Raw genomic sequence first — 26,734 nt, 5'->3', positions numbered from 1 at the left:
CTATGAAACGTATAAGGGAAACTCAATTGGCTAAAAAAAACAAGTAGTTTAACATATCTTCTTGGGGTCATAAACATTTAATTATCTTTGCATTAGGCAGGTCGGCTCAAGTACTAAAACTCAGTTCATGTTGGGGGTTGCATTAGCACGGTTTTGAGAGGGTCTGCTCTTTTTATTTTACCCCTACGGCCCCAAACCCTTCCGAATTATACCGCCCCACACCCGCCAGCACGGCCAGTTCCAGCAGATCACTTGGGCCGCTTAGTTCAAACTGGAAGTTGTAGTAGCCTTTAATTTTGGTCTCTTCCCGAGATCCTTCTTTAATTGCCAGCAATCTTGATTTTGGTTGGGCGGCATTACGTCCCGGATTCGGTAGCAATCGGTACGTTACAGACGACGTGTCGGATTCGTCAATCAATGAAGCTCCTGCGGGTACAGCGGTTTGTAAGCTACCCCATTTAGCCAACAGGTTCGAGACGAGCAATGGCCCAAACGCCGTATCGGCGGGGTGCAAATATTGATCCATGCCCCGCTCATCTTTTTCGGCAATCACCACCGGCGACAGCGTACGTAACGTAACGGTTTCGGCCGTAATCGCCACCGGCACAGCTTCCACCCGCTCAATGATGAATTCTGCCCGGTGCCGGGGCGTCGCAATAACACAGCGTTGGTCCTGAAATAAGCCCATGATGAAATGCTGGGCTGCTTTATCGACGTAAAAACTGACAATCCACTCGATGTATGGAGTTGTTACCCATAGTCCACCAGCTTTAGGGTCAATCCGGGCGTTCGGAATAATCAGATCCGAGAACGTAAAAAGCTTAAACCGGCGCGTCGGTGAGTATTCATAGCCCTGGCTGTGCAGAAACGTAGCGTATTTGGCATCCGCTTCGGCCAGCACAGCGTAGATAAACGCACTCAGTCGGTACGCGTAATTGAAGGGTACCAGCGTCTGCCGGGCGGTTGGGCGGAGGGTGAGTTTGAACTGCATGTGTTTATATAGGCGTAGATAGTAAAAGGTGAATGACGATTTCCAGCTTTTTTACTCTTTTTTAAAAGCGGGTTTAGGTAACGGTAAGTAAACCTTGATCCAAATGTGGCTTCTTACACGGCAATCTATTTGCCTAACCACACTTTTTTTATGCCTCTCGTTAAAAATCAATACGAACGTCTGAAGAAAATTAATGACCGCCTGAATAGCTGGGGTGGAAAACCAACTTCGAAAGCTGCTTTACTGAAGCTATGCGCCTGCTCTGAACGTACCCTCCGGGATGATCTTCAAGTAATGCGGGAAGAGTATCAAGCCCCCATCGAGTATGACTACCGACTACGCGGTTACCATTATACGCATCCCTTCGATTTAGCAGCCTCGGTTACGCTCACCGACAAAGACCTGACAGCACTTCATGCGGCCGTGGCGACGCTCAACCAGTTCCAGCACCTGCGTTTGTTTGCCGACCTGCGTGGTACGGTCGATAAGATTGACAAAGCCGTTCGATTTCGTACAAACCAGGCAGACGATTATGGCCAGCACATTCGGTTTGAGTCGGTTCCGTTCGTCAAAGGCAGTGAGTGGGTCGAGGTGTTTTTGCAGGCCATTCAGGCAAAAAGCGTCGTTCAATTCGATCATGAGCGGTTCGATACCGAGGTGGCCAAAACACATCGGCTCCTACCGTATGTCATTAAAGAACACCGCAATTGCTGGTACGTAGTGGGCTGGCAACTCGATTACCAGAAAATACGGGTGTTTGGCCTGGATCGGGTTATCAGCAACTCGTTTCAGGTACTTGATGCGGTATGTAACCCGCCCGCCTTCGATGCCGACGCCTATTTTCGACACGCCTTGGGCGTAGCCGCTTACGACGGTCCCGCCGAAGAAGTGATTTTGTCTTTTACCCGTCTACAGGGCCTGCACTTCCGGGCGCAACCATTTTATCAATTTGAAAAAGAGGCTATTCTTATTGATACCGAGGACGAGTTTCGGGTAAGGCTGAGGATTTTCATCAACAAAGAACTCGTTTTTGAACTGGCCCGACTGGGCGATGCGGTGAAGGTGATCAGTCCTGATACGTTACTGGACGAAATGACTCGTTTCTTCCGACGAGCGTTGGCACAGTACCAGGGCTGATGTAATACTAATGCATGCGGTCGCTACGTACCTCCAGATTGGCCATAATGTCGGCTTCGATAGCCAGGAATTCTTTCCAGCGTGCCCGGACGCGCTCGGCGGGTAAATAAGTTTCGGCCAGCTCGATGAAGGTGCGGTAATGACCTGCTTCCGAAATCATTAGCTCGCGGTAAAATTTCTGTAAACTTTCATCGGCGAGGTGTTCGGACAGGAGTTTGAAGCGTTCGCAGCTCCGGGCTTCGACGAGGGCGTTGATCAGCAGATTGTCCATCATCTGGCCCTGCTGATCACCACTTGTTCGGCGAATCCGGGTGCGGAGTTGATTCACGTATTCATCCTTTCGCTGACGGCCCATCTTTATATTCCGTTTCTTGAGCTCTTTGAGTACCCGCTGAAAGTGCCCCCACTCTTCGGTCACGATGGGCGTCAGGGTTTCTACCAGTTTCACTTTGTCGGTGTACATGACGATGAGTGAAATGCACGATGAGGCCGCTTTCTGTTCGCACCAGGCATGGTCAATCAGAATTTCACCGATATTCATTTCGGCGATGTTGACCCAGCGCGGGTCGGTAGGAAGTTCAAGTCCTAAGGTTGTGAGCGACATAAATTACAGTCGTAGGTCGAGAGTCGTTAGTTACCGGGCAAAGTTAGCCATATGGGCTATAACCTACCGGGCTGGTTTTGTGTTATTCGAACGTAGTGAAAGCCTTATGAAATCAGTTGTTCGTTGCTTCTTCCAGGTATTTCTAGTTGGACTGTGGATGGGTTGTAACCAACAGCCAGCCGAGAAAACCAGCACCGTTATCGACATAAGTCCCGCTAAATTACCGACATTACGTCCCGGAGAGGCCGTTGCTACGGTAGCTGGCGGTTGTTTCTGGGCTGTGCAGGAAGAAATGAAATCGCTCAGGGGTGTTCGGGAAGCGGTTTCTGGCTACGCAGGCGGTGACCTTGATTACCCAACGTACGAACAGGTCGGTACGGATCAGACGGGGCATGCCGAAGCCGTACAAATCTATTATGACCCGACCGTGATTTCTTACGACGTAGTACTGGATGCTTTCTTTGCGGGTCACGACGCCACCCAGTTGAACAAACAAGGCCCCGACGTTGGTAAACATTACCGATCAGCCGTTTTTTACCGAACCCCCGACGAGAGAATTCGTGTTGAAGCGGCTATCCGTCGCGATCAGGCGAAGCATAAAGCACCCATTGTCACCCAGGTTTTACCGTTCAAGGCATTCTTCCCGGCGGAGGTATATCATCAGGATTATTATCGCCACAATAAATACAATCTTTATATTACGCTTGTGTCGAAACCTAAAGTGGAAAAATTCAGAGACCGGATGGAGGATCGGTTGAAATAAGGGTATGGTTTACGGTATTTGGTTTTTGGTTAGCTGAAGCCCAGTTGCTTTCACCGGTCTTTCAGTGCGTCAGCCCACCGTATATCGAAAACTGTAAACCCAAAAACCGTAAACAGGCTTAACATTCGGCACGTCCTGTGACAATTTGTCAAGTCCCGTAACCGTTCGGCCAAATCTCATATTGTGGGATTGGTCTGAACCTCGTAACATTGCTTAGTCTTTCAAAACGACAGACCTTTATGCCAGAACCAGATAAATCGCTAGGCCGTAAAATCCTGGGTTTCTTCGTCAAAGAGGAAGAAACCGGAACCGTTTCGACCGGTACGCCACCCGTTGCTTCAGCGGCTTCCGGTCCTCGACCAGTCGCAAACTCAACCGATTCAGGCCCCTCAACCGTAGCGCCGGTATCGCCGTCGGGCGGTAGTACACCCGCTTCGGCTCCGGCGGGAACCGTGGATTCCAAGTTTGCCGAGCATTTCGCGAATGTGCTGGCGCAGAACAATCCGCCCGGCCCCGACTATTTCGAGTTTCGAGAAACGCTACGTAGTCTAAGCAGCCTGGGCCTGTCGGAAGACAAGCAGTATCAGGCAGCCTGGGCAAGTTTCAAGGCACTTGGTGGTCCGGCCGACATAGGTGTGTTAACGAATACAGCAAATCAGTACATTGCGGTATTGAATAAGGACCGCGGTGCGTTTGGCAAAAGTGTTGAAGCGGCACTCGCCGAACGGGTGGGCGGCTTGCAGACGGAACAAAAGCGGCTGCAAACAGAAAATGAAGCGCTGGCGAAACAGTTAATCGAAATTCAGAAGCAGATCGATGCCAACACAAACCGCTTGACGGCTATTGGTGGCGAAATCAACGAGCAGAGTGCTAAAATCACGCAGAATCAGAAAAATTACGAGTCAACGTTTGCGCACTTTACCGATCAAATTAAAGCTGACATGGCTAAAATGGCGCAATATTTAAAATAGGTATTCGATTCTCGGTTTTGGCTGGCAGACCGGCGAAAGAAACTAAGTGTCAGCCAATCAAAAACCGTAAACCGAATACCCAAAAACCTATAAATTAAAACTAAATGGCAACACCTGATTTTTCTCAACTTGGCGGCAATACGGACGTAGAGAAGCGTTCGTTCTGGAGCCGCCCCGAAGGTATTCTGGGTATGATCACCCTGGCCGGCGTGGCTGGTCTGGGACTGGTATACTTCAACCGAATCGTTGAATTTCTGATCCGTGCTACGTCGAATATTCTCGAACTGGCGCTGTTACTGGGTGCGCTTGGTGTTCTGATCTTCCTGTTCACGAGCAAAGATGTCCGGACGGCCGTGTTCTTTCTGTTTAAAACATTGATGCGCAGCATTACGGGTACGGTGATACAACTGAACCCCATCGCCATCATGAAAATCTACATACAGGATTTGAAAGAGAAGCGCGAGAAAATGCAGGGCCAGATCAATATTCTGGCCGGGCAGTTGGTGAAACTGAACAAAAAAATCAACGAGAATAACGAGACAATCAAACAGAAATTTGCGGAAGCCAACAAAGCAAATTCGTTGAGTGACAAACCCGGTATGCGCGAAACGGCACAACTGGCCACCATCGAAGGAGCGGGTTTGCAGGAGATGAACGAGAAGTTGCTGCCGCTTCAGCGAAACATGAAAAATGTGCTGGCGTTCATGGAAAAAGTGAACCAGAGCGCCGACTACATCATCAAGGAAACCGAAATTAAAGTCCGGCTCAAAGAAACTGAATACCAGATTGTTAAAGACAGCTCAAACGCCCTCAAAACGGCGGTTAGCATCTTCAAAGGTGACCCCGACAAGAAGTTTTACTTCGACCAGTCGATGGAATACATTCAGGACGACATGAGCATGAAACTCGGCGAGATGAAGCGCGCGATGGATCTCTCGATGGACTTCATCAACGGCGTGGATATCCAGAACGGTATTCTGTCGGACAAGGGCGAGGCTTTGCTTGAGGCTTACAATAAAGGAGAGTTCAAAATGGTTCAGCTGGATGCGCCTGCCCAACCGGTCAACCTCGGCCCTACCCCGGCTAAAGATGCCGGGTACAAGAATTTGCTCGATTAAAAAAAGTTTACGGTTTGCTGACGCATCAGTTCTCCCATGACTGCTTTTGGAAGACCGTAAACCATAAACTGAAAACCATACAACTATGCAACGTTTAACCGTGGCCGGTCGGCTACTCATTACGGCCCTGATTCTGGGCGCTGCTTTCTTCGCCTTCCGCTACTTCGGCGGTAATGCCGCTCTGCGCAAACTGGCGCCCAAAGACAAAGAATATTCTGAGTCACAAACGCTGCCCCGCGCTGATGACAAAACCGCTGAAGAAGCGGTGGAAGAATCAAGCGCATCGGACGACAAAGGGTCCGGCGAAGCAGCCAGCAGCCAGCCGCAGAAATCGTTTACGTTTACACCCCCAGAGCCTCAGAATGGTAAGCTAAAAGGTGTTGTCGAAATGGGGGCCAGCGGCTTCAACTCATTCATTGTTCGGATTGACGACCAGAAACGCTGGAAACTCGAAAAAGCCGAGTTTGGCAACAGTCTCGTCATCGAGAACATGGCGTCGGATGAGGACATCCGGGCGGGGCTGAAAAGCTACATCGGCAAAATGCTCGATTTCGGAGTTGGCGGTCGCGACATTCAGTTCGTGGTCAGTTCGGGAGCCGTTAAGGCCGAAGGAACCCAGAAGATTATCAAAGCCCTGAAAACACTTAACTACGTAGTCAATACGGTGACGCCTGAACAGGAAGGGTCGTTGGGGTTACGGGCCGTCCTTCCAGCCGAATATGCCGACAATTCGTTCGTAGCGGACATTGGCTCAGGAAACACCAAGATTTCCTGGAAAGAAGGTGGCTCAACCAAAGCGCTGGAAACGTATGGAGCCAAATATTTCCAGAATGGAACCAGCGATGAGACGGTTGCCACCGACGTGCAGGCGAAGGCAAAGCAGGTGCCCAGCGATCACCGCAAAACCTGTTTCATCATTGGGGGTGTACCGTTTGAGCTGGCGAAGAGTGTTCGGAAAGGCAAAGAACGCTACACCGTTCTCGACGCGCCATTGGCCTATAAACTCGACAACGCGAAATCGAAAGCGGGCCTGAACATCTACAAAGCCATCGCCGACGCCACGGGCTGCGACCAGTTCGTTTTCGACTGGGACGCTAACTTTACCATCGGTTATTTGCTGACGTTGAAATAAATAGCAGCGGGGTAAGGGCGTGGGGCGTAGGGTTGAAAACAGCATCATGCGTTTTTTACTCTATGCCCCACGCCCTCTGCCCATTGCCACCTTTCGCATGACCCTCCGCGCTATTTTTGAGGCCATTTCTGGCCATCCAGCTATCCTTTTTCTGCTCCTGATGGCCGTGCCGACAGGAGCTTTTTTAGTGAATCTATGGTCGGGTACAACGGCGGAAGAAATCTGGAAATGGCGATACGTATATGCTATTCTGGTTTACTTAGCCTGCATTCCGGGCATTTTTGCCGTCACGCTGAACGTTTATCTTTTCCTGTTCGAGCGACAGAGCATCTGGGATATGAATCTTGGCGCGCAGGTGCTTCCCATTTTAACGATGGCCGGAACGCTGATGCTGATCCGCCAGAAAATTCCCTTTGCGTATATTCCGGGTTTCGGAAAATTATCCAGTTTCCTGACACTCATGGCGGCTGTCATGGGCATTTTGTGGATCGTTGACCGTACTCACCTGTACGCCGTCACCTACGTCCCGTTCACCTACGTTGTCATTGGCTTTGTCGCCCTCCTCCTGATCATCCGTTTCGCCTGGAGCCGGATTTTCTGAGTACCTAAGCCTCTCCCATACCCATCCTTCCCCACTTGTCCACAACGGATTGACGCGCGATCTTCGGATCTCCGTTTTCCTCTTTTTTATGTATAGAGCATAACCTTCTTCTTCGGGAATACCAATCGGGACGCATGCAGTATCGACGAATGGCCGACAGTCAGAAGTGAACGGCAGCTTTCGTTGGGACAGCCCGGTTGCTTATTAATTAAGGATACGTACTAAAAATGGGCAGAATTTTGTTAAATTGGTCTTCCTGATTAGCATCAGCTTTCCGGGACCGGTAACCAACAGACTTCAGCCAGTACGACCTGCGCAACGTCGGCCAGCCTTTTCGCGTATAGGCTAAAGAATTTGACGAGACGGCGACCGTTATTGCGCGGAACGATTCGCCCCTTTTTTCACAAGATAAATGTAGTGATAGGTGTGCCCGGCAGATTGGGTTGATTGACAAAGAGCAGACACAACTACGTCCTTGCTCATCAACCCCGAACTACTCAGGATGCACCCAGACTGAATATGGCATTCGACAAGTGTATCGCATCCGTAGTTATGGAAAGGAATAAGAATTCGGCATTAGATCGACTGCTACGTCAGACAAGCTGTTTATTTATGCTGTTGTTTTTGATCCAGAGTGCCAGCTTCGGACAAACGGCCAAAAAATACCTGGTTTTGCTACGGGACAAAACGAATTCCCCCTACAGCGTTTCCCAACCGAATCAATTTTTATCGCAGCGGGCTATTCTGCGTCGGCAGAAGCAGAACATTGCGGTTCAGGAGCGTGACCTGCCCGTTAATCCGGCTTATGTGACGCAACTTCAACAGGCAGGTGCCAAAATATGGTTTTCGTCGCGCTGGCTCAACGCCGTGCTGGTAGAAGCCACTGATGCCACCATGGCAACCATCCAAAGCCTGCCTTTTGTCAAAGGACTTGAGTTCAATCGGTCGCTGTCCAATGCCCGATTAAATGCAGAAACCCACAGCCATTCGAGCAAGGTGCGGGATCATGTCGATAGTGTAGCCGATGATCAGCCGGTAGATTACGGTATATCATCTTTCCAGATTACCCAACTCGGAGTCGACAAAATGCACCAGCAGGGCTATCACGGCGAAGGCATGATCATTGGTGTGCTGGACTCGGGTTTTCGCAACGCCGACAAGCTTGCCTTTCTGAAACCACTCTTTGACGAAAAGCGCGTATTGGCAACCTATGATTTTGTCAAAAAAGAAACCAGCGTTTACGAGGATGACTCACATGGCTTATCGTGTTTATCGGCCATTGCCGCCACTGCTGACAAGCAGTTGTATGGAACAGCTTACAAAGCATCGTTCATTTTGCTACGTACCGAAGACGCAGCCAGCGAGAAACAAATAGAAGAGGCTAACTGGCTTTTGGGAGCCGAATATGCCGACAGTGCGGGGGTGGACGTCATCAGTTCCTCATTAGGTTACAACCAGTTCGACGACGCAGCGACCAGCTATACGTATCAAAATATGGATGGCAAAACAGCGCTCTGTACCCGCGCGGCTCAGATTGCCACCGAAACGGGCATGGTTGTCGTGGTGGCCGCTGGCAACGAAGGCAGTTCGGGCTGGCATTACCTCACGGCGCCTTCCGATGCAGCTTCGGTGCTAGCGATTGGGGCCGTTACGCAGTCAGGCGTGCATGCGTCGTTTAGTTCGTTTGGGCCGTCGGCCGATGGACGTGTAAAACCGGATCTGGATGCGCGCGGTCAGGGAACGGTGGTAGGGAACTCAACCGGGCAGATTTCGCAGGGCGACGGTACGTCCTTCGCTACACCTCTGATTGCCGGTCTGGTAGCCGGTTTCTGGCAGGCGCATCCACGAATGACTGCCGCGCAAGTAACCGACGCGCTACGTCGGTCGGGGAGCCAATACGGCAATCCCGACGATTTGCTGGGCTACGGTATTCCAAATTTTGAGCGGGCGTCAACCATTTCCAATGCCTACGACCAGCTATTTGTTTTTCCCAATCCGTTTAGCGACGCGCAGGATCTGGGCGTTCAATGGGGTGAAATCGAAGCGAACGTGCCCCTCGATGCTACGTTAACCGATGTTACCGGACGTATTATCTGGCAGAATCGTTTTACCTCTCCCGGTCTGGCAGCTTTTGTATTACCCAGGCTGGGCTTATCGACCGGTATCTACTTCATATCCCTCGTTGCGGGCGACAAAAAACGTACCCTGAAAGTGGTGAAACAGTGAGGTCTGGTAGTCGGTTTAGGGTATACGGTGGACGAGTGCACGAGATTATTGATGCGTCAGCTCACCGTATATTATAAACCAAATACTGTAAAATGATCCGTGTTATTCAGGGCGACATTACCAAACAAACCGTTGATGCGATCGTTAATGCAGCCAACACAAGTTTGCTGGGTGGGGGTGGTGTCGATGGCGCGATTCATCGGGCAGCGGGGCCCGATCTGGTGTTCGAATGTCGGATGCTGCACGGTTGTAAAACCGGCGACGCCAAGATCACAAAAGGGTATCGATTACCCGCAAAGCATGTCATCCACGCCGTCGGGCCGGTTTGGCGGGGCGGTTCTCATGGCGAACCCGATCTACTGGCGAGCTGCTACCGTCGATCGCTGGAAATTGCCGTCGAGCATACCCTGACAAGTATTGCCTTTCCCAATATCAGCACGGGCATTTACGGCTATCCGAAAGACAAAGCGGCCGACGTAGCAATTGCGACCGTGAACCAGTTTCTGGAACAACCCTCCTCTATCCAGGAAGTCATCTTTGTTTGCTTTGATAGTGAGAATCTTACCCTATACAAGGATCGGATTCATAGTCTCCAATAACCCGATCTCCTGATATTCAGGACTACCTCAAAGCCCGTATGACAAACTAAGTCATTAGGGGCTTTTCATTTTCTATAGTTTTCGGACCTTCCGGATCACATTACCTGGCCAACCCGCTTTTCTAACACGAAATGCTGGCTGTATGAACTAAGTATTTATACGGGCAGCGCGTGCCTCTGAATAAGTTAGGCTATGAACAATTTCGTCTACGTATACCCGATCTATTTTGTCGCTCTAGAACCAAGCATGAGCCAATCATATAAATTAAAATAGATTATCTGTCAATAATTAAATTTTCTAAAATCTTATTGCGTAATTCGGCTTTTCGTTAAAATATTATAATTTATACTTGTCTTTTAATCTCTTCCAATAATCATTCGTTTTCATATTCTATGCTTACAACTCTATGAAATTATGCTTACTCTCTCTTGTCCTCTTTTTGCCCATTTTCTCGCTTGCTCAGCAACGTGTTGTTAAGGGAAAAGTCAGCGATGCGGCTGGCAAAGAAGCCCTGCCCGGCACAACCGTGACGGTAAAAGGTAGCACATCCGGAACCGTGACCGATGCGCAGGGGACGTATCAATTAAACATTCCCGACAAAAATGCCACGCTGGTTTTCTCGTCGGTTGGCTTTCAGTCACAGGACGTAGTGGTCGGTAATCAGCAAACGATCGACGTGCTCTTAATTCCTGATACCAAGCAACTTAGCGAAGTTGTCGTCACGGCAGCCGGTATCAAGCGGGACAAAAATGCGCTGGGTTACTCCGTTAGTACGCTGGACGCGAATAAACTCGCCCAGCGGTCGGAGCCGGACCCGCTTCGGGCGCTAACGGGTAAAGTCGCCGGGGTAAACGTACAGGGATCGGGCGGTGCTGCGGGTGGGGCCACCAACATCACCATTCGGGGAAACTCATCGCTGGGGAATAACAACCAGCCTCTGTTCGTGGTCGATGGCGTCCCCTTCGATAACTCCAGTTTCGGCAGTACCGATGGCACCGTTGGCGGAGCAACCACCACAAACCGGGCCTTCGATCTCGACCCCAACAACATCCTGACGATGACCGTGTTAAAGGGTGCTGCTGCGGCCGCTCTCTACGGTTCCCGTGCCGCGAATGGCGCCATTATCGTTACGACCAAAGCCGGAAAAAGCCAAAATCGGAAAGGTCTTGAAATCACGTATAATGTAGGGTATTCGACCGAAACCGTAGCGGGTTTACCCGACTACCAGACTAAATACGGCCAAGGCACCAACTTCGATTACCGGAGTGGCGTGTTCGGTTCCTGGGGCCCTCCATATGCCGGCTATACCAGCCTGATTCCAACCCGGGCAACGATTCCGCATCCATTAACGACCAACAACCGCTACCCATCGACGGTATTTCCTCAGTTTTATCAGGCCGACGGCATAACCCCCATTCAGGTTCCTTACCAGTCGTATTCGCAGGATAATGCAAAGAATTTCTTCCGGACAGGCAACGTATTTGAAAACGCCCTTTCGGTGTCGACGGGTGGCGACAAAGGCAATTTCACCGTTGGCTTATCCCGCACCGCGAACCAGGGCGTTGTTCCTGAAAACCAGATTACCCGCACAGGCGTGAACATTGGTGGCAATGCACAGCTGGCCAACAAATTCTACGTCAGTGGTGCGCTGAACTATGTTAATACGAATCAGGTTTCGCCCCAGCTGACGGCAGCCAATGGCAGCGGTAGTTCCATTATGGACATCCTGATGTTTGTGCCAACCAGTTTCGATCTGACGGGTTTTCCGAATACAAATCCGCTGAATGGCAACAACGTCTATGACCGGGTGGGGACGGATAATCCCTACTGGTCGGTTGTGAACAGCCCCACCACCAGCAAGGTCGATCGCTATTATGGCAACGTAGTACTCGGCGTTGATCCCCTCCCCTGGCTGAACGTGCAGAACACGATTGGTTTCAATGCGTATACCGACCGGCGCACGGTGGTGAATGGCAAGGGTGGCGACTATTTCCCGAACGGCAACATTACCAACGACAACATTTACCGGCAGGAGCTGGACAATACGTTGCTGTTGACCGCCACCAAGCCCCTGAGTGAAAATATTGGCCTGAAGGTAATTCTGGGTAACAACGTAAACCAGCGGATTACCGAGCGCCAGGTTGTCTTTGGCGATGGCATCATTTTTCGGGGTATCAACTCGCTGAACAACACCAGCGTAACGATTCCCCGCGTACTGCCTAACAACCGGAATAACTTCAAACAGCGGTACTTCGCCTTCTTCACAGACATTTCGCTGGACTACAAAAACTTCGCTTTCCTGAATTTGGTGTCCCGTAACGACGTATCGTCAACGCTGCCCGAAAGCAACCGGAGCTACCTGTATGGCGGGGCCAGTGCCTCGCTGATTTTTACCGAAGCCCTAAAAATCCCCAAGAACGTGCTGTCTTTTGGCAAATTCCGGGCGGGCTACACGCGGGTAGGTAACGAAGCGACGCCCTATCAAACGCAAACCGTTTACATCGCCAATCCGGTGTTAGGGGCCGGAACAACGACCGGTGCGATTTCGTCGCCGTTCAGTGGACAGAGCACATTGACCGAATCGGACTTACTGGCTAATGCCGGACTAAAACCGGAGTTCATTACTGAACTTGAATTAGGGACGGAATTGCAGTTTTTCAACAACCGGCTTGGGTTCGACATTACGTACTATAAGAAAATCAGTACGTCGCAGATCTTCACCGTCAACGCCGTACCGTCATCGGGCTACACGCAGAAGGTAATTAACCTGGGCAAGTCGTCGAACGAAGGCATCGAAATTGGCTTCAACGCAACACCGGTTAAGCTTAAAAATGGCTTCACCTGGGATATTTCGTCGGCCTTTACCATGAACCGGAACATCGTGCTGGACATAGGTTCGCTGAAGGAATTGCCTTATGGCGGCTTCTCGGATTTGGGTAGCGTACACATTGCGGGGCAACCCTACGGTCAGATCCGTGGCTCAACCAACGCGCGCGACGACGAAGGCAATATTCTGGTTAACCCCAACACCGGCAAGCCCATTCTGAGCGGCAAAACAACGGCCATCGGCAACCCGAACCCTGATTTCATCTGGGGTATCACTAACTCGTTCAGCTACAAAGGCATTACGCTGAGTGCGTTGTTCGACTGGAAAAAGGGGGGCGATATGTATTCGTTCACGGCCTACGAACTGTTAAGCAGGGGTGTCACGAAAGATACCGAAGAACGGGAAGCGATCATCATCGGACCGGGCGTGCTGGGGGATGTCAATACGTTGAAACCGCTACTGAATGGCGATGGCAAAAAAATCCCAAACAATATCGGTATCGGCGTGGCTGACTACTATTTCACCGGTGGCTTTGGGCCGGGTGGCGCGGGCGAAACGAACATCTTCGACGCAACCGTTTTCCGGCTTCGCGAAGTGTCGCTGGGTTACCTGTTTCCGAAGAAATGGCTGGCAAAAACGCCGTTTGGCTCGGCGTTTCTATCGTTTAGCGGTCGTAACCTCTGGTACCTCGCGCCTAACTTCCCGAAGCACCTGAATTTCGACCCAGAGGTCAGTTCGTTAGGGGCCGGGAATTCGCAGGGATTCGATTTCATCGGTATTCCAACCACGCGCCGGATGGGAGTAAATCTTCGATTCAGCTTCTAATCAAGCGTTTGCAGTATTTGGCATCAGCCTAACGTAGTGACGGACTACTGAATACCGTAAACCTAAAACCCCTATTAAATTTATGCGATTCATAACCACCATACGAAGTCTTTCCTTGCTGAGCCTGCTGCTTATCGCCGGTTCCTGTAAAGACTTCGTCGATATTAACACCGACCCCAACAACCCAACCACGCCGGTACTGGAGTTGTTATTACCGGCCACCCAGGTGTCGATGACGGGCAGTCTGCGGGATGTGAACCAGGGCACGTCGATCTTGGTGCAGCAGTTATACACGAGCAACACCAGCCGTAACTTTCAGGATGGCACCGATTACCAGCAGTCCTGGAACGCGCTCTATACACAGGTACTCAATGACATCGAGATTGTCATTCGGGAGGGCACCCGCCAGCAACGCTGGGACTACGTAGCGATTGCCAAGTTGCAGAAAGCGTACATCTATAGCCTTATGGTCGATCTATGGGGCGACATTCCGTACACGGATGCCTCACAGGGTTTGACGGTTTCCGATCCGGTATTTGAGAGCGGAGCGGCCATTTATGACAAACTGTTTATATTGATCGATGAGGCACTGACCGACGCCAACAAAGGCAATTTCGCCATTCAGCCCACAACCGCCGACATCATTTACAAAGGTGACAAAGCGGCCTGGATTCGGATGGGGAATACCCTGAAGCTGAAATTATTCAACCAGATTCGGCTCGTTCAGCCCGACAAAGCTAAAGCGGGTATCAGTGCGCTGTTGAGCACCAACGCGCCACTGATTACCACCAACGCGCAGGATTTTGCGTTCCGCTTCGGCACGACCGAAACTCCGGCGAACCGTCATCCGTGGCAACGTACTGAATATCAGGCGGGCAAAAGCTATTACATGAGCCAGAACTTTATGGAGCGTTTGTTCAATACGGACGATCCCCGAATTCGGTTTTACTTCTACCGCCAGACATCGAACTACACGGTGGGCTTCACGCCTACTGGCAACGGGTATTTTGGTCGCTACACCGGCGACGCTACGGCATCGCCCAACGACAACGCCCTGAAAGCAACCGTGGGCGTTTACCCGGCCGGTGGTTTGTACGACAACAGTCCTATCAATAACCTGACAGCGGCTAACGTCTTCATAACCAATGCCGGTGCTACGTCGGCGCCTAAAGTCGTTACCAACACGGATGGTTCGGGGGCAGGTGTGTTTCCGTTTATGACCAATGCCATGGCGAAATTCATATTGGCCGAAGCCGTATTAACCTTAGGTACGACCGGCGATGCCAGACAGTTGTTTCAGGATGGCATCACGGCAAGCCTGAACAGCATCAATACCATTTCGACAACGTCGGGAAATTCGGCAACACCGTTGGCAGCGGCTACGATTACCGCTTTCGTTGCCAACCGAACGGCGCAATACGATGCGGCCGATGCGGCTGGCAAATTGAATGCGGTGATCACCCAGAAATACATTGCCCAGTACGGAAATGGCATGGAAGCTTACAATGATTACCGCCGGACGGGCTTACCGGTGCTACCCGCGCCCATTGCTCCGCTGAACACGTTCCCGCTACGTCTGTCCTATTCCGTGACGGAGTTATCGACCAACGCCAACGTATCCGACAAAGCCGATCAAATCCAAACGGCGCAACAGACAACCCCCGTTTTCTGGGATAAATAAAGAAACACCATGAAAAATATCACCTTATACTTTTCCCTCCTGCTACTGATAGCCCTCGATGCCTGCAAAACGGAGAACTACGTTTGGGAGAACTATTCCTATACGGCCGTTCCGCTGGTGGCCGTCAATACTGCCAAGTCAGCCCTGCCAACGGTTGCCAGCGCCAATACGTCTTTTTTCGACATAGGCGCCACCAATCTAGCCAGTCAGGAATTTGAATATACGCTGAAGTGGGAAGGGTTCGGGAAAGCAGAAGTGCAATCCATTGATGTGTATTTAGGGTTCGTGAAAGCCCCGACCACGGGCAATCCGGCTTATCCAATTATCCTCTCCCAGCCGGGGGGCGTGTATCCCAGCGTAACGCAATATCCATTGCCAAGCCGGGTTGGAACGACTGACAAATTATATGCTACGGTTACGGAATTTCCCAAAACATTCACGACCACGGCGGCCCAGTTAGCCGCATTTACAGGAACTGATTTGACAAAAGTCGTTCAGAATGACTATTTTCTGTTTAAATTTATCCTCACACTCAAAGACGGCCGTCGAATAGAAGGATTCCAAGAAAATGTATGCGATGAAGCACGTGGCGAGGTCGGTGATTGCCGGGTGGGCGTGCGTTTCCGCAAAAAGTAGCCGAATTATTTAACCTAACTCCAAATAAATTTCCAAATCAATTACTCACTAATGCGTTATTCTCCTTACTCACTTCTCCTCCTGCTGGCGGTTAGTCTGAGCACTGCATTTGCGCAGACGCTCCCGTCGCCGAAAGAACATTTTGGCTTTACCATCGGCGACGATTACCAACTCGCTACGTATACCCAGACCGAGGCTTATTTCCGAAAACTAGCTGCTGGCTCCGACCGGGTGAAATTGGTTGATATTGGCATGACCGAAGAAGGTCGTCATCAGTTGATGCTCATCGTTTCCTCGCCGGAAAACCTGAAAAAACTGGACCGGTATAAAGAGATTTCGCAGAAACTGGCCCGCGCCGAAAATCTTACCGATGAGCAGGCCCGCGCCCTGGCCAATGAAGGCAAAGCCATCGTCTGGATTGACGGAGGTATTCACGCAACCGAAACCGTTGGTACGCACCAGCTTATCGAAACGATCTGGCAACTGGTCAGCCGTAAAGATCCCGAAACGATGCGCATTCTGGATAAGGACGTGATCCTGCTTACCCACGCCAATCCGGACGGCCAGGAACTGGTTACGAACTGGTACATGCGCGAGCCCAAAGCCGAAAAGCGGTCATTGGATAACCTGCCAAGACTCTATCAGAAATACATTGGCCACGACAACAACCGCGATTTCTTCATGCTCAACATGAAAGAAACCCAGAATATCGGTCGCCAGTTGTTTGTTGAGTGGATTCCGCAAATCATGTATAATCACCACCAGAGCGGCCCGGCGGGGTCGGTGCTGGCGGGCCCACCCTATCGCGATCCGTTCAACTACGTATTCGATCCGTTAATGGTAACGGGTATCGACGCCCTTGGCGCTGCCATGATTAACCGGATGAACGCGGAGAACAAACCGGGCTTCACCCGGCTGGGCGGTTCGGTCTTCTCGACCTGGTATAACGGTGGTCTGCGTACCACGACGCACTTCCACAACATGATCGGGCTGTTGACCGAAATCATTGGTGGACCAACACCAGAAGATATTCCACTGGTACCAAAACGCCTGATTCCGAATGGTAATACGCCCTTCCCGGTTACTCCGCAAAAGTGGCACTTCAAGCAGTCGATCGATTATTCGGTGTCGCTCAACTACGCCGTTCTGAACTACGGCGCTCGTTATTCTGACGACCTGCTGTTCAACATTTACCGGATGGGTAAAAACTCCATCGAACGGGGTAGCAAAGATTACTGGGCGCTGTCGCCCAAGCGTATCGACGCCATTGAAGACGCCTTCAAGAACGATCCGAAGAAAGTTGTTCCGCCTACCAACGCGGCTCTGGCTCAATATGGTTTCGTGCCTCGCGGTGGTGGTATGCCCCTCAAATATTACGACACGATCATGAAAGCGCCGGTGCTACGTGATCCGCGTGGGTTTATCATTCCGACGAACCAGCCTGATTTCGGTACGGCCGTTAAATTCGTTAATGCCCTGATCCGAACCGGTATTCAAATTCAACAGGCCACGGCTGACTTCACGGTCGCTGGTAAAAAATACCCGGCGGGTTCTTACGTCGTGAAAACCGATCAGGCGTTCCGGCCGCACCTACTCGATATGTTCGAACCACAGGATCACCCGAACGATTTCCAGTATCCGGGCGGTCCACCGGTACGTCCCTACGATGCTGCGGGCTGGACACCGGCTTTCCTGATGAATGTTAAATTTGATCGTATTCTGGATGGTTTCGATGGTCCTTTCAAGAAGCTGCCCATCGGGGAACTCCAGTCGCCGGAAGGCCACATTAACGGCTCTCCAAGTGCGGGTTATGTACTAAGCGCTAAAGCCAACAACTCGTTTATTGCGGTCAATGACCTGCTGGCATCGGGCGTAGAGGTGTATCGTCTACCCAACGGCGTCGGTGGCAAATCGACGGTTGAGTCGGGTGCATTCTTCGTTCCAGCGTCGGCAAAAGCAAAATCACTGCTTGACAAATCGGCGAAAGATCTTGATCTGGAGATAACGGGCGTGTCTAAAAAGCCAACCGCGTCAATGACAAAAGTGTCCCCCATGCGGATTGCGCTGTGGGATACCTACGGCGGCTCGATGCCATCCGGCTGGGTTCGCTGGTTGATGGAACAGTACCATTTTCCGATGAAAGTTATCTATCCGAAAGACATTGATGCTGGTGATCTGCGCAAGAAATTTGACGTAATCGTGTTCGTAACGCGGGCTATTCCTGCTGTTGGCGGCCGCGAGGAGGACATTTTTGCAGCACTTTCCCGTGGCGAAGCCAAGGAAGAAACCACGCCGGAAGAGTATCGTCCACGGTTGGGTAAAATCACAGCGACCAAGTCGATTCCAGAGATCAAATCCTTCATGGAAGCGGGCGGTACGGTGGTTACCATTGGCAGCAGCACCAACCTGGCTTATCACCTGAAATTACCCGTTAAAAATGCCCTGACCGAAATGACGGCCAGCGGGCAGGAGCGTCCCCTACCGGGTGAGAAATATTACATTCCGGGCAGCGTACTGCGCGTTGCGTTAGATTCGACCCAGCACGCGACCTGGGGTATGCCTAATCAAACCGACGTGTATTTCGATGCTAGCCCGGTCTTCAAACTGGCACCCGAAGCCATCGCCAAAGGTACCGTCGTTCCCCTGGCCTGGTTCGATTCCAGCAAACCACTACGTAGTGGCTGGGCGTGGGGCCAGTCGTATTTGCAAGACGGTGTAGCCGCGTTCATGGCCCCCGTTGGCTCAGGTAAATTCTACGCCTTCGGGCCGGAGATCACCTTCCGGGCACAAGCGCAGGGCACGTTCAAATTGCTGTTCAACCAGTTGTACAGCGTCGGTTCTGCGGCCTCATCGGGCAACGGCCACGTAGCCGACGAATAGTTGAAACCATAAGACAATCAGATAAATAGGCGGGGAGAAGGCCTGCCTATTTATCTGACTTTGTTAAACTTCCTGACAACTCCTTTCTCCGTGTGTCAGTCGCGTTGCTAAGTAGCGCAAGCCTATTTACAGATCTGTACGAAACCCAATCACAGGTATAATTTAATACGTTGCAGACCGGCAACTTTGCCCCGTATCTGCATGACAGGCTTTGAATTCTCTGGCCATTTTCGGCTTTTAGTGAACGTTATTTCGTCTTAAACGAACCGCCCACCATGTCCAGACTCCTTTACCTGGTCGTCATCTTCTTTTTGCTCTTCCCGCCCGCTGGGCACCCTCAATCAATTCCCTCGCCAAAAGAACATTTCGGGTTTACCATCGGCGATGATTACCAACTCTCCAACTACACCCAGACGGAAGCCTATTTCAAGAAATTAGCTACGTCGGATCGCACGAAGCTGGTCGATATTGGCCTGACAGCCGAAGGTCGCCATCAATACATGCTGATCGTAACTTCCCCCGAGAATCAGAAAAAACTGGCTCGATATAAAGAAATTTCGCAAAAGCTGGCCCGCGCCGAAAACCTCACCGACGAACAGGCTCAGGCACTGGCCAACGAAGGCAAAGCGGTTGTCTGGATTGATGGCGGTCTTCACTCGACCGAGACCGTTGGTACGATGCAGTTGATCGAAACGGCCTGGCAGTTAGTAAGCCGAAAAGACCCTGAAACGCTACGTATCCTGGATAACGTGATTGTGCTGCTTACCCACGCCAACCCCGACGGTCACGAACTCGTGGGCAACTGGTACATGCGGGAGCCGGTCCCCGAAAAACGCACGCAGGAATACTTACCGAAGCTTTACCAGAAATACATCGGCCACGACAACAACCGGGACTTCTTCATACTTAACATGAAGGAAACCCAGAATATTGGCCGACAGTTGTTCATCGAGTGGTACCCGCAGGTCCTATATAACCACCACCAGCGCGGTCCGGCGGGGTCGGTGCTGGCGGGTCCTCCCCTACGCGATCCCTTCAATTTTGTGCTCGATCCGATGATCGTAACTGGCATGGATGCGCTCGGTTCGGCGATGATCAACCGGTTGAATGCGGAGAAAAAACCCGGTTACACGCGTTTAACGGGTACGCCCTATTCCAACTGGTTCAACGGCGGATTACGGTCCATCAATCTGTTCCACAACATGATCGGGTTGCTTACCGAAATTATCGGCAACCCCACGCCCGAAGAAATCCCACTGGTGCCCGAACGGCTGGTTCCGAATGTAAATACGCCGTTTCCGGTTACGCCCCAGAAATGGCATTTCAAGCAGTCGATTGATTATTCGGTGTCGCTCAACTACGCCGTCATGGACTATGCCGCCCGGCAACACGACCAGATGCTGTTCAATATTTACCGGATGGGCAAAAACTCCATCGAACGCGGCAGTCAGGATAACTGGACATTGTATCCAAAACGAATTGACGCCATTACACAGAACTACCAGGCGAATCAGAAAAAAACGGGGCCGGGAAGTAATGCAACGGGTACGGTTTCGCGTAACCGAGAGCTTCCGGTTGCTTATTATGATTCGGTGATGAAAGCCCCGGCGCTACGTGATCCACGCGGGTTTATCATTCCGACGAACCAGCCCGATTTCGCTACAGCCGTCAAATTCATCAACGCCCTTATCCGACTCGGTATTCAGGTGCAGCAGGCCACCGCCGACTTCACGGTCGCCGGTAAAAAATACCCGGCGGGTTCCTACGTCGTAAAAACCGATCAGGCGTTCCGACCACACATCCTGGACATGTTCGAGCCGCAGGATTATCCGAATGATTTCCAGTATCCCGGCGGTCCACCGGTACGTCCCTACGATGCTGCGGGCTGGACACCATCGTATCTGATGAACGTCAAATTTGATCGATTGCTGGATAATTTTGATGGACCTTTCAAGAAGCTACCCATCGGGGAACTCCAGTCGCCGGAGGGTCATGTAAACGGGAGTGCAGGCGCGGGTTATTTGCTGAGTGGGCAGGCTAACAACTCGTTCATTGCCGTTAACGATCTGCTGGCGTCTGGCGTTGAGGTCTATCGTCTGCCCAATGGGCCCGATGGCAAATCGAACGTAGCAGCCGGGGCCTTTTTTGTCCCTGCTTCGGCGAAAGCAAAAACTCTGCTCGATAAATCCGCCAAAGACCTGAGTCTGGAAATAACCGGACTTACCAAACGACCCGGCACCGCCATGACAAAAGTAGCGCCCATGCGGATTGCGTTGTGGGATACGTACGGCGGCTCGATGCCGTCGGGTTGGGTTCGCTGGTTGATGGAGCAATACCATTTCCCGATGACCGTCATTTATCCGCAGGACATCGACGCGGGTGATTTACGGAAGAAATTCGACGTAATTGTCTTCGTTACGCAAGCCATTCCCGCCCTGAATTCGTTGGGTGAATCAACTGGTTTTGCGGCCCGACGAGATCCAAAAGCCGAAGAAATTCCGGCGGAATACCGACCACGACTGGGTAAGATTACGGCCGAGAAATCCATTCCGCAGATCAAATCATTTCTGGAAGCGGGCGGCTCGGTGGTGACCATTGGCAGCAGCACCAACCTGGCTTACCACCTGAAATTACCCGTTAAAAACGCACTGACCGAGATGAACAATGCGGGTCAGGAGAAACCGCTGGTGAACGAGAAATTCTACATTCCGGGCAGCGTACTACGTGTCACACTGGATTCAACGCAGCACGCGACCTGGGGCATGCCTAACCAAACCGATGTGTATTTCGACGCCAGCCCAGTCTTCAAACTAGCGCCCGAAGCCATCGCCAAAGGCACCGTCGTTCCCCTGGCCTGGTTCGATACCAGCAAACCACTACGTAGTGGCTGGGCCTGGGGCCAGTCGTATTTACAGGACGGTGTAGCCGCGTTCATGGCCCCCGTTGGTTCGGGCAAATTCTACGCCTTCGGACCGGAGATCACCTTCCGGGGGCAGGCGCAGGGTACGTTCAAGTTCCTGTTCAATCAGCTGTATACTATCAGTTCAAGCGCAGGAACCAGTCAGGCAAGCGAGTAACCGAGTAGTTAATACGTATACATTTCCATTTTCCATAACAATGAATCAATTTATTAAAGTAGCATTGGTTGCCCCCTTGTTGATTGGCAGTACCGCCTACCAGCTCCTGGCCCAGGAAGAAGGCGCGGATGAAGCTACCAAAAACGTTACGCTCGACAAGAAGTACGAAACTGAAATTAATGCTTTGTCCAAACGACCAGCGGTTCAAACGGCATTTAAGTATTTTACGGAACTGGAACCGCAGACAAAAAAAGACCTGATCTTACTGACGGAAATTCCGTCGCCCCCGTTCAAAGAGGTTGAGCGCTCGAAAAAGTACGCAGCCATGATGAAAGAAGCCGGGGCGGATTCGGTCTGGATCGACAAGGTCAACAACGTACTGGCGAAACGAAAAGGCAAATCCGGCAAGAAAACGGTCATCGTAGAAGCGCACCTGGACACCGTGTTCCCGGCCGGAACCGACGTAAAAGTGAAGCAGAAAGGCGATACGCTCTATGCCCCCGGCGTCGGCGACGACACCCGTGGCCTGACTGCCGTGCTGGCCGTTTTGAAAGGGATGGAACGCGCCAAGATTGAAACCGAAGCCGACGTTATTTTCGTGGGTGCCGTTGGCGAAGAAGGGTTGGGCGATTTGCGGGGCGTCAAAAATCTGTTCATGCCCGGTGGTCCAAAAATTGATTCGTACATCGCCGTTGATGGACATGGCATCGACGGTATCACACACCGGGGCTTAGGCTCGCATCGGTACCGGATTACGTTCAAAGGACCCGGCGGCCACTCCTACGGGGCTTTTGGCATCGTCAATCCGCACGGCGCGCTGGGCAAAGCCATCTATTACTTCACTACCGAAGCGGACAAATTCACGAAAGAGGGCGTCAAAACGACCTATAGCGTTAGCGTGGTGGGGGGCGGTACGTCCGTAAACGCCATTCCGTACGAATCGTGGATGGAAGTCGACATGCGGTCGGAAAGTCCCGAGAAATTAAACGGCGTCGACGCGCTGCTGCAAGCGGCTGTTCAGCGAGCACTGAAAGAAGAGAACGCTATGAAACGCCGTGGCCCCGACCTGACCGTTACGGTAAAACTCGTTGGTGATCGCCCGTCCGGACGTATTGAACCGACGGTCCCTCTGGTGCAGCGGGCGATGGCGGTGTCCAAATACCTTCAGGCTGAACCCGTCCTGAGTGTAGGTTCTACCAATGCCAATATCCCCATTTCGAAAGGCGTGCCGTCGGTTACGATTGGTAGTGGCGGCACAGGTGGTGGAGCGCACTCGCTCAATGAATGGTGGCTCAATGACAAAGGAACGCTGGGATTGCAGCGCATTCTGCTCGTTTTGCTGGCCGAAGCTGGCCCAGCGAATTAGGCATTAGTTTTTACTGTCATTCTGACGCAGGAAGAATCTTCGGGCATGAGTTTTTTCTGCTATTAGCGAACCGGGCCGCCGAAGCGGATTCTTCCTGCGTCAGAATGACAATAAAAAGAAAGTTCAATTACCCTTCTCAACATATCCTCCCTCTATTTTTATGAAACTATCTATTCAAAAGATTACCCTCTATCGGCTCCTGCTGTTGGGATGCGCGATCCTCATTGCCAGCGTATTGGCGATGGCGCAGGTGCCAAAACCCGCTGACGTGTTCGGTTTTGAACCCGGTGCCGATTACAAACTGGCGAACACCAAAATGCTGCTTGATTATTATCAGCGACTGGACAAAGCCAGCAACCGGGTTCAGATGGTAACGATTGGCAAGTCAGTACTGGGTAAACCGCTACTCCTGCTGATGGTGTCCAGTGAGGCCAACATGAAGCAGTTGGAGAAATGGCGTAGCACGAGTGAGCAGCTTTCGCGCGCTAAAATCGACGACAAGCAGGCGCGGGCGTTGGCGGCTTCGGGAAAGGCCATTGTCTGGATTGATGCCGGTATGCACGCGTCAGAAGTCGCGTCGGCGCAGATGATGCCCGAACTGGCGTACCGTATGGCCACTGAAGAATCGACGGAAATGAAGAAAATCCGCGATCAGGTCGTGGCCCTGCTAATGGTCGAAATGAACCCCGATGGACTCGACATTGTGGCCGACTGGTATAATGGTAACCTCGGCACGGCCTTCGAAACGACACAACCGCCCTGGCTATATCACCACTACGTTGGTCACGACAACAACCGTGACTGGTTTACGAACAATATGCCCGAAACGAAAGCGATTTCAGAAGTCCTTTACAACCAGTGGTTTCCGCAGATCGTTTATAACCAGCACCAGACATCGCCCGCGTGGACGCGGATTTTCATTCCACCCTTCGCGAATCCAGTCAACCCGCAAATTCACCCGGGTGTAACGGCGGGCGTTAATATGGTTGGCACGGCGATGGCCAGCCGGTTTGCGATGAAAAAGATGCCCGGTGTCGTGTCTCAATTACGATTTAGTATGTGGTGGAACGGCGGTATGCGGACGGTACCCTATTACCATAACCAGATTGGCATCCTGACCGAAACGGCCCACGCCACGCCATCGCCCCGTTTTTACCCACCCGATTCGTTGCCAAAAACCGTGGGCGTTGGCGTAACCGCTGCCACAAACGGCACCGAAATTTTCTACGCCGACCCCTGGAAAGGCGGACAGTCCCGTTTCCGGGATGCGGTCAATTATATGGAAGAAGCTTCGATGGCTACCCTCGTGCTGGCCGCCGACAAACGGGAGGAGTTTCTATACAACATTTACGTAATGGGGCGCGATGCGATTGAATCCGCCGGTAAAAACCGCCCCTTCGCCTACGTAGTACCGACCGAGCAGTGGGACAAAGGCGAAGCGCTGAACCTGGTCAACATGTTCAGCCAGAGTGGCGTCGAAGTCCATCGGGCGACGCAGGCGTTTCAGGCGAACAACGTATCGTATGCCGCTGGTGCCTACATCATCTATTGCAATCAGGCCTTCAGCCCATACATCGTAGATTTGATGGAGAAACAGGTGCACCCGAACCAACGGCTGTACCCCGGCGGTCCGCCAATTCCGCCTTATGATCTGGCTGGCTGGACACTCCCTATGCAAATGGGCGTTACGGTTGCCAAGATCGGCAGTACGTTTACTGCTTCTACTGAGCGTATTAAAGGCCTGGCGCCTGTGGTAGCCGGTCAGGCGACGGTAAGTTCGGGGTACGGCTATAGCCTGTCGCGCACGCAGAATGCCAGCGTCATGGCTGTCAATCAGTTGCTAAAGGATGGCGAAAAGGTGTCTGTCCTGACCGATGAAACCGGCAGTTTCCTGATCGAAAAAGGAAGCGCCACCGACGCCCGGATTCAGAAGTTGGCGAAGGAACTTGGCATTAGTTTTACCGCTGTTGCCAGCAAACCAACGGGTGCAGCCAAGCCCTTGAAATTACCCCGCATTGGCCTCTATAAATCGTGGGTCGCCAATATGGACGAAGGCTGGACGCGCTGGTTGATGGAAAGCTACGGTTTCCCCGTCGATACGTTGCACGACGCCGACATCGCGAAAAAAGACCTGTCACTGTATAGCACCATCATTATTCCGGATCAGGAAGTAAAGCAGATTCTGAATGGTCATGCGCCCAACACCATGCCTGCGCCTTATGTGGGTGGTTTGGGGTTGGGTGGTACGATGGCGCTGCAACAGTACGTCAATAATGGGGGTACTCTGATCACGTTCGACGAAGCCAGCGATTTTGCTATTGAATTGTTAGGGCTACCTGTCAAAAACGCTACAGAAGGATTGTCCACTCAGCAGTTTTACATTCCGGGTTCGTTGATTCGAACGGTCATCGACACGAAGAACTCGCTGGCGTATGGCATGCAACCCGAAGTAGCTGCAGCATTCTCGAACAGCCGGGCGTTTGAGGTGGTCAAACAAAAGAAAGAGGGTGAAGGCGGCAGCGAAACCGTCAAATCGGCCCCGGAACCCAAAGTTGAAGTGATTGCTAACTACGCGAAGAAGAATCTGTTGATGAGCGGCTGGGCCCTGAACGAAGACCGATACATTGCCGGGAAGCCCGCCGTTCTTCGGGTAAATCAGGGCAAAGGCAATGTGGTGTTGTTCGGCTTTAGGCCACAGTTCCGTGGTCAGCCCCGCGCTACGTATAAACTTATTTTCAACGCGATCTACGAAAGCACCCTACCCAAAAACGGGGGTGAGGCTGGTCCGAAAAGTGAGTAATCGTTTCTCTAGTTTGTAAAAGCAGAAAGGCGTGCCACGGTTCAGAACCGTGGCACGCCTTTCTGCTTTTACAAACTAGCAATTACTGCCCAACCGTTGTGCCCGACGAATCTTTCGACCGTTTTCTAACGTAATACTCTCCTGCTGCCGATTCGAACGACTGAGGTTCGCCTACACGCTGAATTTTATAATTCCGGTCGGCTAAACTTGCTGAGGGCGTATGATCAACTGTAACTCCTCCTACTGGTTGCCGGTTCGGCATCTGGTTCTTGTAGTTTGCCATCCGGGCATCCGCTGGAGTAGGTTGTTGAACAGCAACACTTGCTTTATTTTCCGAACGACGGGCGGCCGCTGCCATATTCGGATGCTTGTAATTATGCGTCGAATACATCGGATTGTTCAACGGTTTGGGGCCGACATCCTGAGCGTATGTTTGGCTCGTTATAGCAACCAGAATGGCGCCAGCGAGCAAAAAAGTTAATGATTTCATGGCTATTTCT

Annotated in this window: 18 protein-coding genes; 15 read left to right on the top strand and 3 right to left on the bottom strand. The window is 51.7% G+C overall.

All coding sequences use genetic code 11. The features are described from left to right. Positions 1 to 172: 172 nt before the first annotated feature. The gene (gene cas6 / locus ACYVEA_RS31740) at positions 173 to 991 is read right to left on the bottom strand and encodes a CRISPR-associated endoribonuclease Cas6 (RefSeq protein WP_461117391.1); all 819 of its coding nucleotides are present in this window, start codon (positions 989 to 991) and stop codon (positions 173 to 175) included. A 150-nt stretch (positions 992 to 1,141) separates the two neighbouring features. On the opposite strand from cas6, the gene ACYVEA_RS31735 reads away from it, so the two are divergent. Then, entirely contained in the window at positions 1,142 to 2,128 is a 987-nt protein-coding gene (locus tag ACYVEA_RS31735) for a helix-turn-helix transcriptional regulator (RefSeq protein ID WP_461117390.1), read from the top strand. Between the two features lie 7 nt (positions 2,129 to 2,135). Here the strand turns inward: ACYVEA_RS31735 and ACYVEA_RS31730 are convergent, their stop codons facing one another. Beyond that, a complete protein-coding gene (locus ACYVEA_RS31730) occupies positions 2,136 to 2,732 on the bottom strand; it encodes a MiaE family protein (RefSeq protein WP_461117389.1) in 597 nt (198 codons plus the stop codon). 106 nt (positions 2,733 to 2,838) lie between these two features. Here ACYVEA_RS31730 and msrA point away from each other — a divergent pair, with 106 nt between their 5' ends. From msrA to ACYVEA_RS31660, 14 genes are all read left to right on the top strand, one after another. Then, positions 2,839 to 3,495, top strand: a complete 657-nt coding sequence (msrA, locus tag ACYVEA_RS31725; RefSeq protein ID WP_461117388.1) for a peptide-methionine (S)-S-oxide reductase MsrA — start codon at positions 2,839 to 2,841, stop codon at positions 3,493 to 3,495. A 239-nt stretch (positions 3,496 to 3,734) separates the two neighbouring features. Next, positions 3,735 to 4,466 carry a hypothetical protein gene (locus ACYVEA_RS31720; RefSeq protein WP_461117387.1) on the top strand — a complete coding sequence of 244 codons (732 nt, stop codon included), beginning with the start codon at positions 3,735 to 3,737 and terminating at the stop codon, positions 4,464 to 4,466. Positions 4,467 to 4,570: 104 nt separating this feature from the next. After that, positions 4,571 to 5,584: a hypothetical protein gene (locus ACYVEA_RS31715; RefSeq protein ID WP_093833259.1), complete on the top strand. Its 1,014-nt coding sequence runs from the start codon at positions 4,571 to 4,573 to the stop codon at positions 5,582 to 5,584. 85 nt (positions 5,585 to 5,669) lie between these two features. Then, positions 5,670 to 6,716 (top strand): hypothetical protein, encoded by a 1,047-nt coding sequence (locus tag ACYVEA_RS31710; RefSeq protein WP_461117386.1) that lies wholly within the window; start codon positions 5,670 to 5,672, stop codon positions 6,714 to 6,716. A gap of 46 nt (positions 6,717 to 6,762) precedes the next feature. Further along, positions 6,763 to 7,317, top strand: coding sequence for a hypothetical protein (locus ACYVEA_RS31705; RefSeq protein WP_461117385.1), 555 nt, complete (start codon positions 6,763 to 6,765; stop codon positions 7,315 to 7,317). A gap of 552 nt (positions 7,318 to 7,869) precedes the next feature. Beyond that, entirely contained in the window at positions 7,870 to 9,543 is a 1,674-nt protein-coding gene (locus ACYVEA_RS31700) for a S8 family serine peptidase (protein ID WP_461117384.1), read from the top strand. 92 nt (positions 9,544 to 9,635) lie between these two features. After that, positions 9,636 to 10,142 carry an O-acetyl-ADP-ribose deacetylase gene (locus tag ACYVEA_RS31695; RefSeq protein ID WP_461117383.1) on the top strand — a complete coding sequence of 169 codons (507 nt, stop codon included), beginning with the start codon at positions 9,636 to 9,638 and terminating at the stop codon, positions 10,140 to 10,142. A 406-nt stretch (positions 10,143 to 10,548) separates the two neighbouring features. After that, positions 10,549 to 13,794: a SusC/RagA family TonB-linked outer membrane protein gene (locus ACYVEA_RS31690; RefSeq protein WP_461117382.1), complete on the top strand. Its 3,246-nt coding sequence runs from the start codon at positions 10,549 to 10,551 to the stop codon at positions 13,792 to 13,794. Positions 13,795 to 13,876: 82 nt separating this feature from the next. Next, positions 13,877 to 15,475, top strand: a complete 1,599-nt coding sequence (locus ACYVEA_RS31685) for a SusD/RagB family nutrient-binding outer membrane lipoprotein (protein WP_461117381.1) — start codon at positions 13,877 to 13,879, stop codon at positions 15,473 to 15,475. A gap of 9 nt (positions 15,476 to 15,484) precedes the next feature. Further along, positions 15,485 to 16,111 (top strand): hypothetical protein, encoded by a 627-nt coding sequence (locus ACYVEA_RS31680; RefSeq protein WP_461117380.1) that lies wholly within the window; start codon positions 15,485 to 15,487, stop codon positions 16,109 to 16,111. 51 nt (positions 16,112 to 16,162) lie between these two features. Continuing rightward, positions 16,163 to 18,991, top strand: a complete 2,829-nt coding sequence (locus ACYVEA_RS31675) for a M14 family metallopeptidase (protein WP_461117379.1) — start codon at positions 16,163 to 16,165, stop codon at positions 18,989 to 18,991. Positions 18,992 to 19,266: 275 nt separating this feature from the next. Next, entirely contained in the window at positions 19,267 to 22,068 is a 2,802-nt protein-coding gene (locus ACYVEA_RS31670; protein WP_461117378.1) for a M14 family metallopeptidase, read from the top strand. A 40-nt stretch (positions 22,069 to 22,108) separates the two neighbouring features. Next, the gene (locus ACYVEA_RS31665; RefSeq protein ID WP_461117377.1) at positions 22,109 to 23,434 is read left to right on the top strand and encodes a M20/M25/M40 family metallo-hydrolase; all 1,326 of its coding nucleotides are present in this window, start codon (positions 22,109 to 22,111) and stop codon (positions 23,432 to 23,434) included. A gap of 160 nt (positions 23,435 to 23,594) precedes the next feature. Then, positions 23,595 to 26,234 (top strand): M14 family metallopeptidase, encoded by a 2,640-nt coding sequence (locus ACYVEA_RS31660; protein ID WP_461117376.1) that lies wholly within the window; start codon positions 23,595 to 23,597, stop codon positions 26,232 to 26,234. 82 nt (positions 26,235 to 26,316) lie between these two features. On the opposite strand, the gene ACYVEA_RS31655 is transcribed toward ACYVEA_RS31660, so the two are convergent. Then, the gene (locus tag ACYVEA_RS31655; protein ID WP_461117375.1) at positions 26,317 to 26,724 is read right to left on the bottom strand and encodes a hypothetical protein; all 408 of its coding nucleotides are present in this window, start codon (positions 26,722 to 26,724) and stop codon (positions 26,317 to 26,319) included. Positions 26,725 to 26,734: the final 10 nt, after the last annotated feature.

The sequence above is a fragment of the Spirosoma jeollabukense genome, assembly GCF_054777855.1.
Note: the sequence above shows the minus strand (reverse complement) of the source record. Positions and strands in the feature narration are given on the sequence as shown.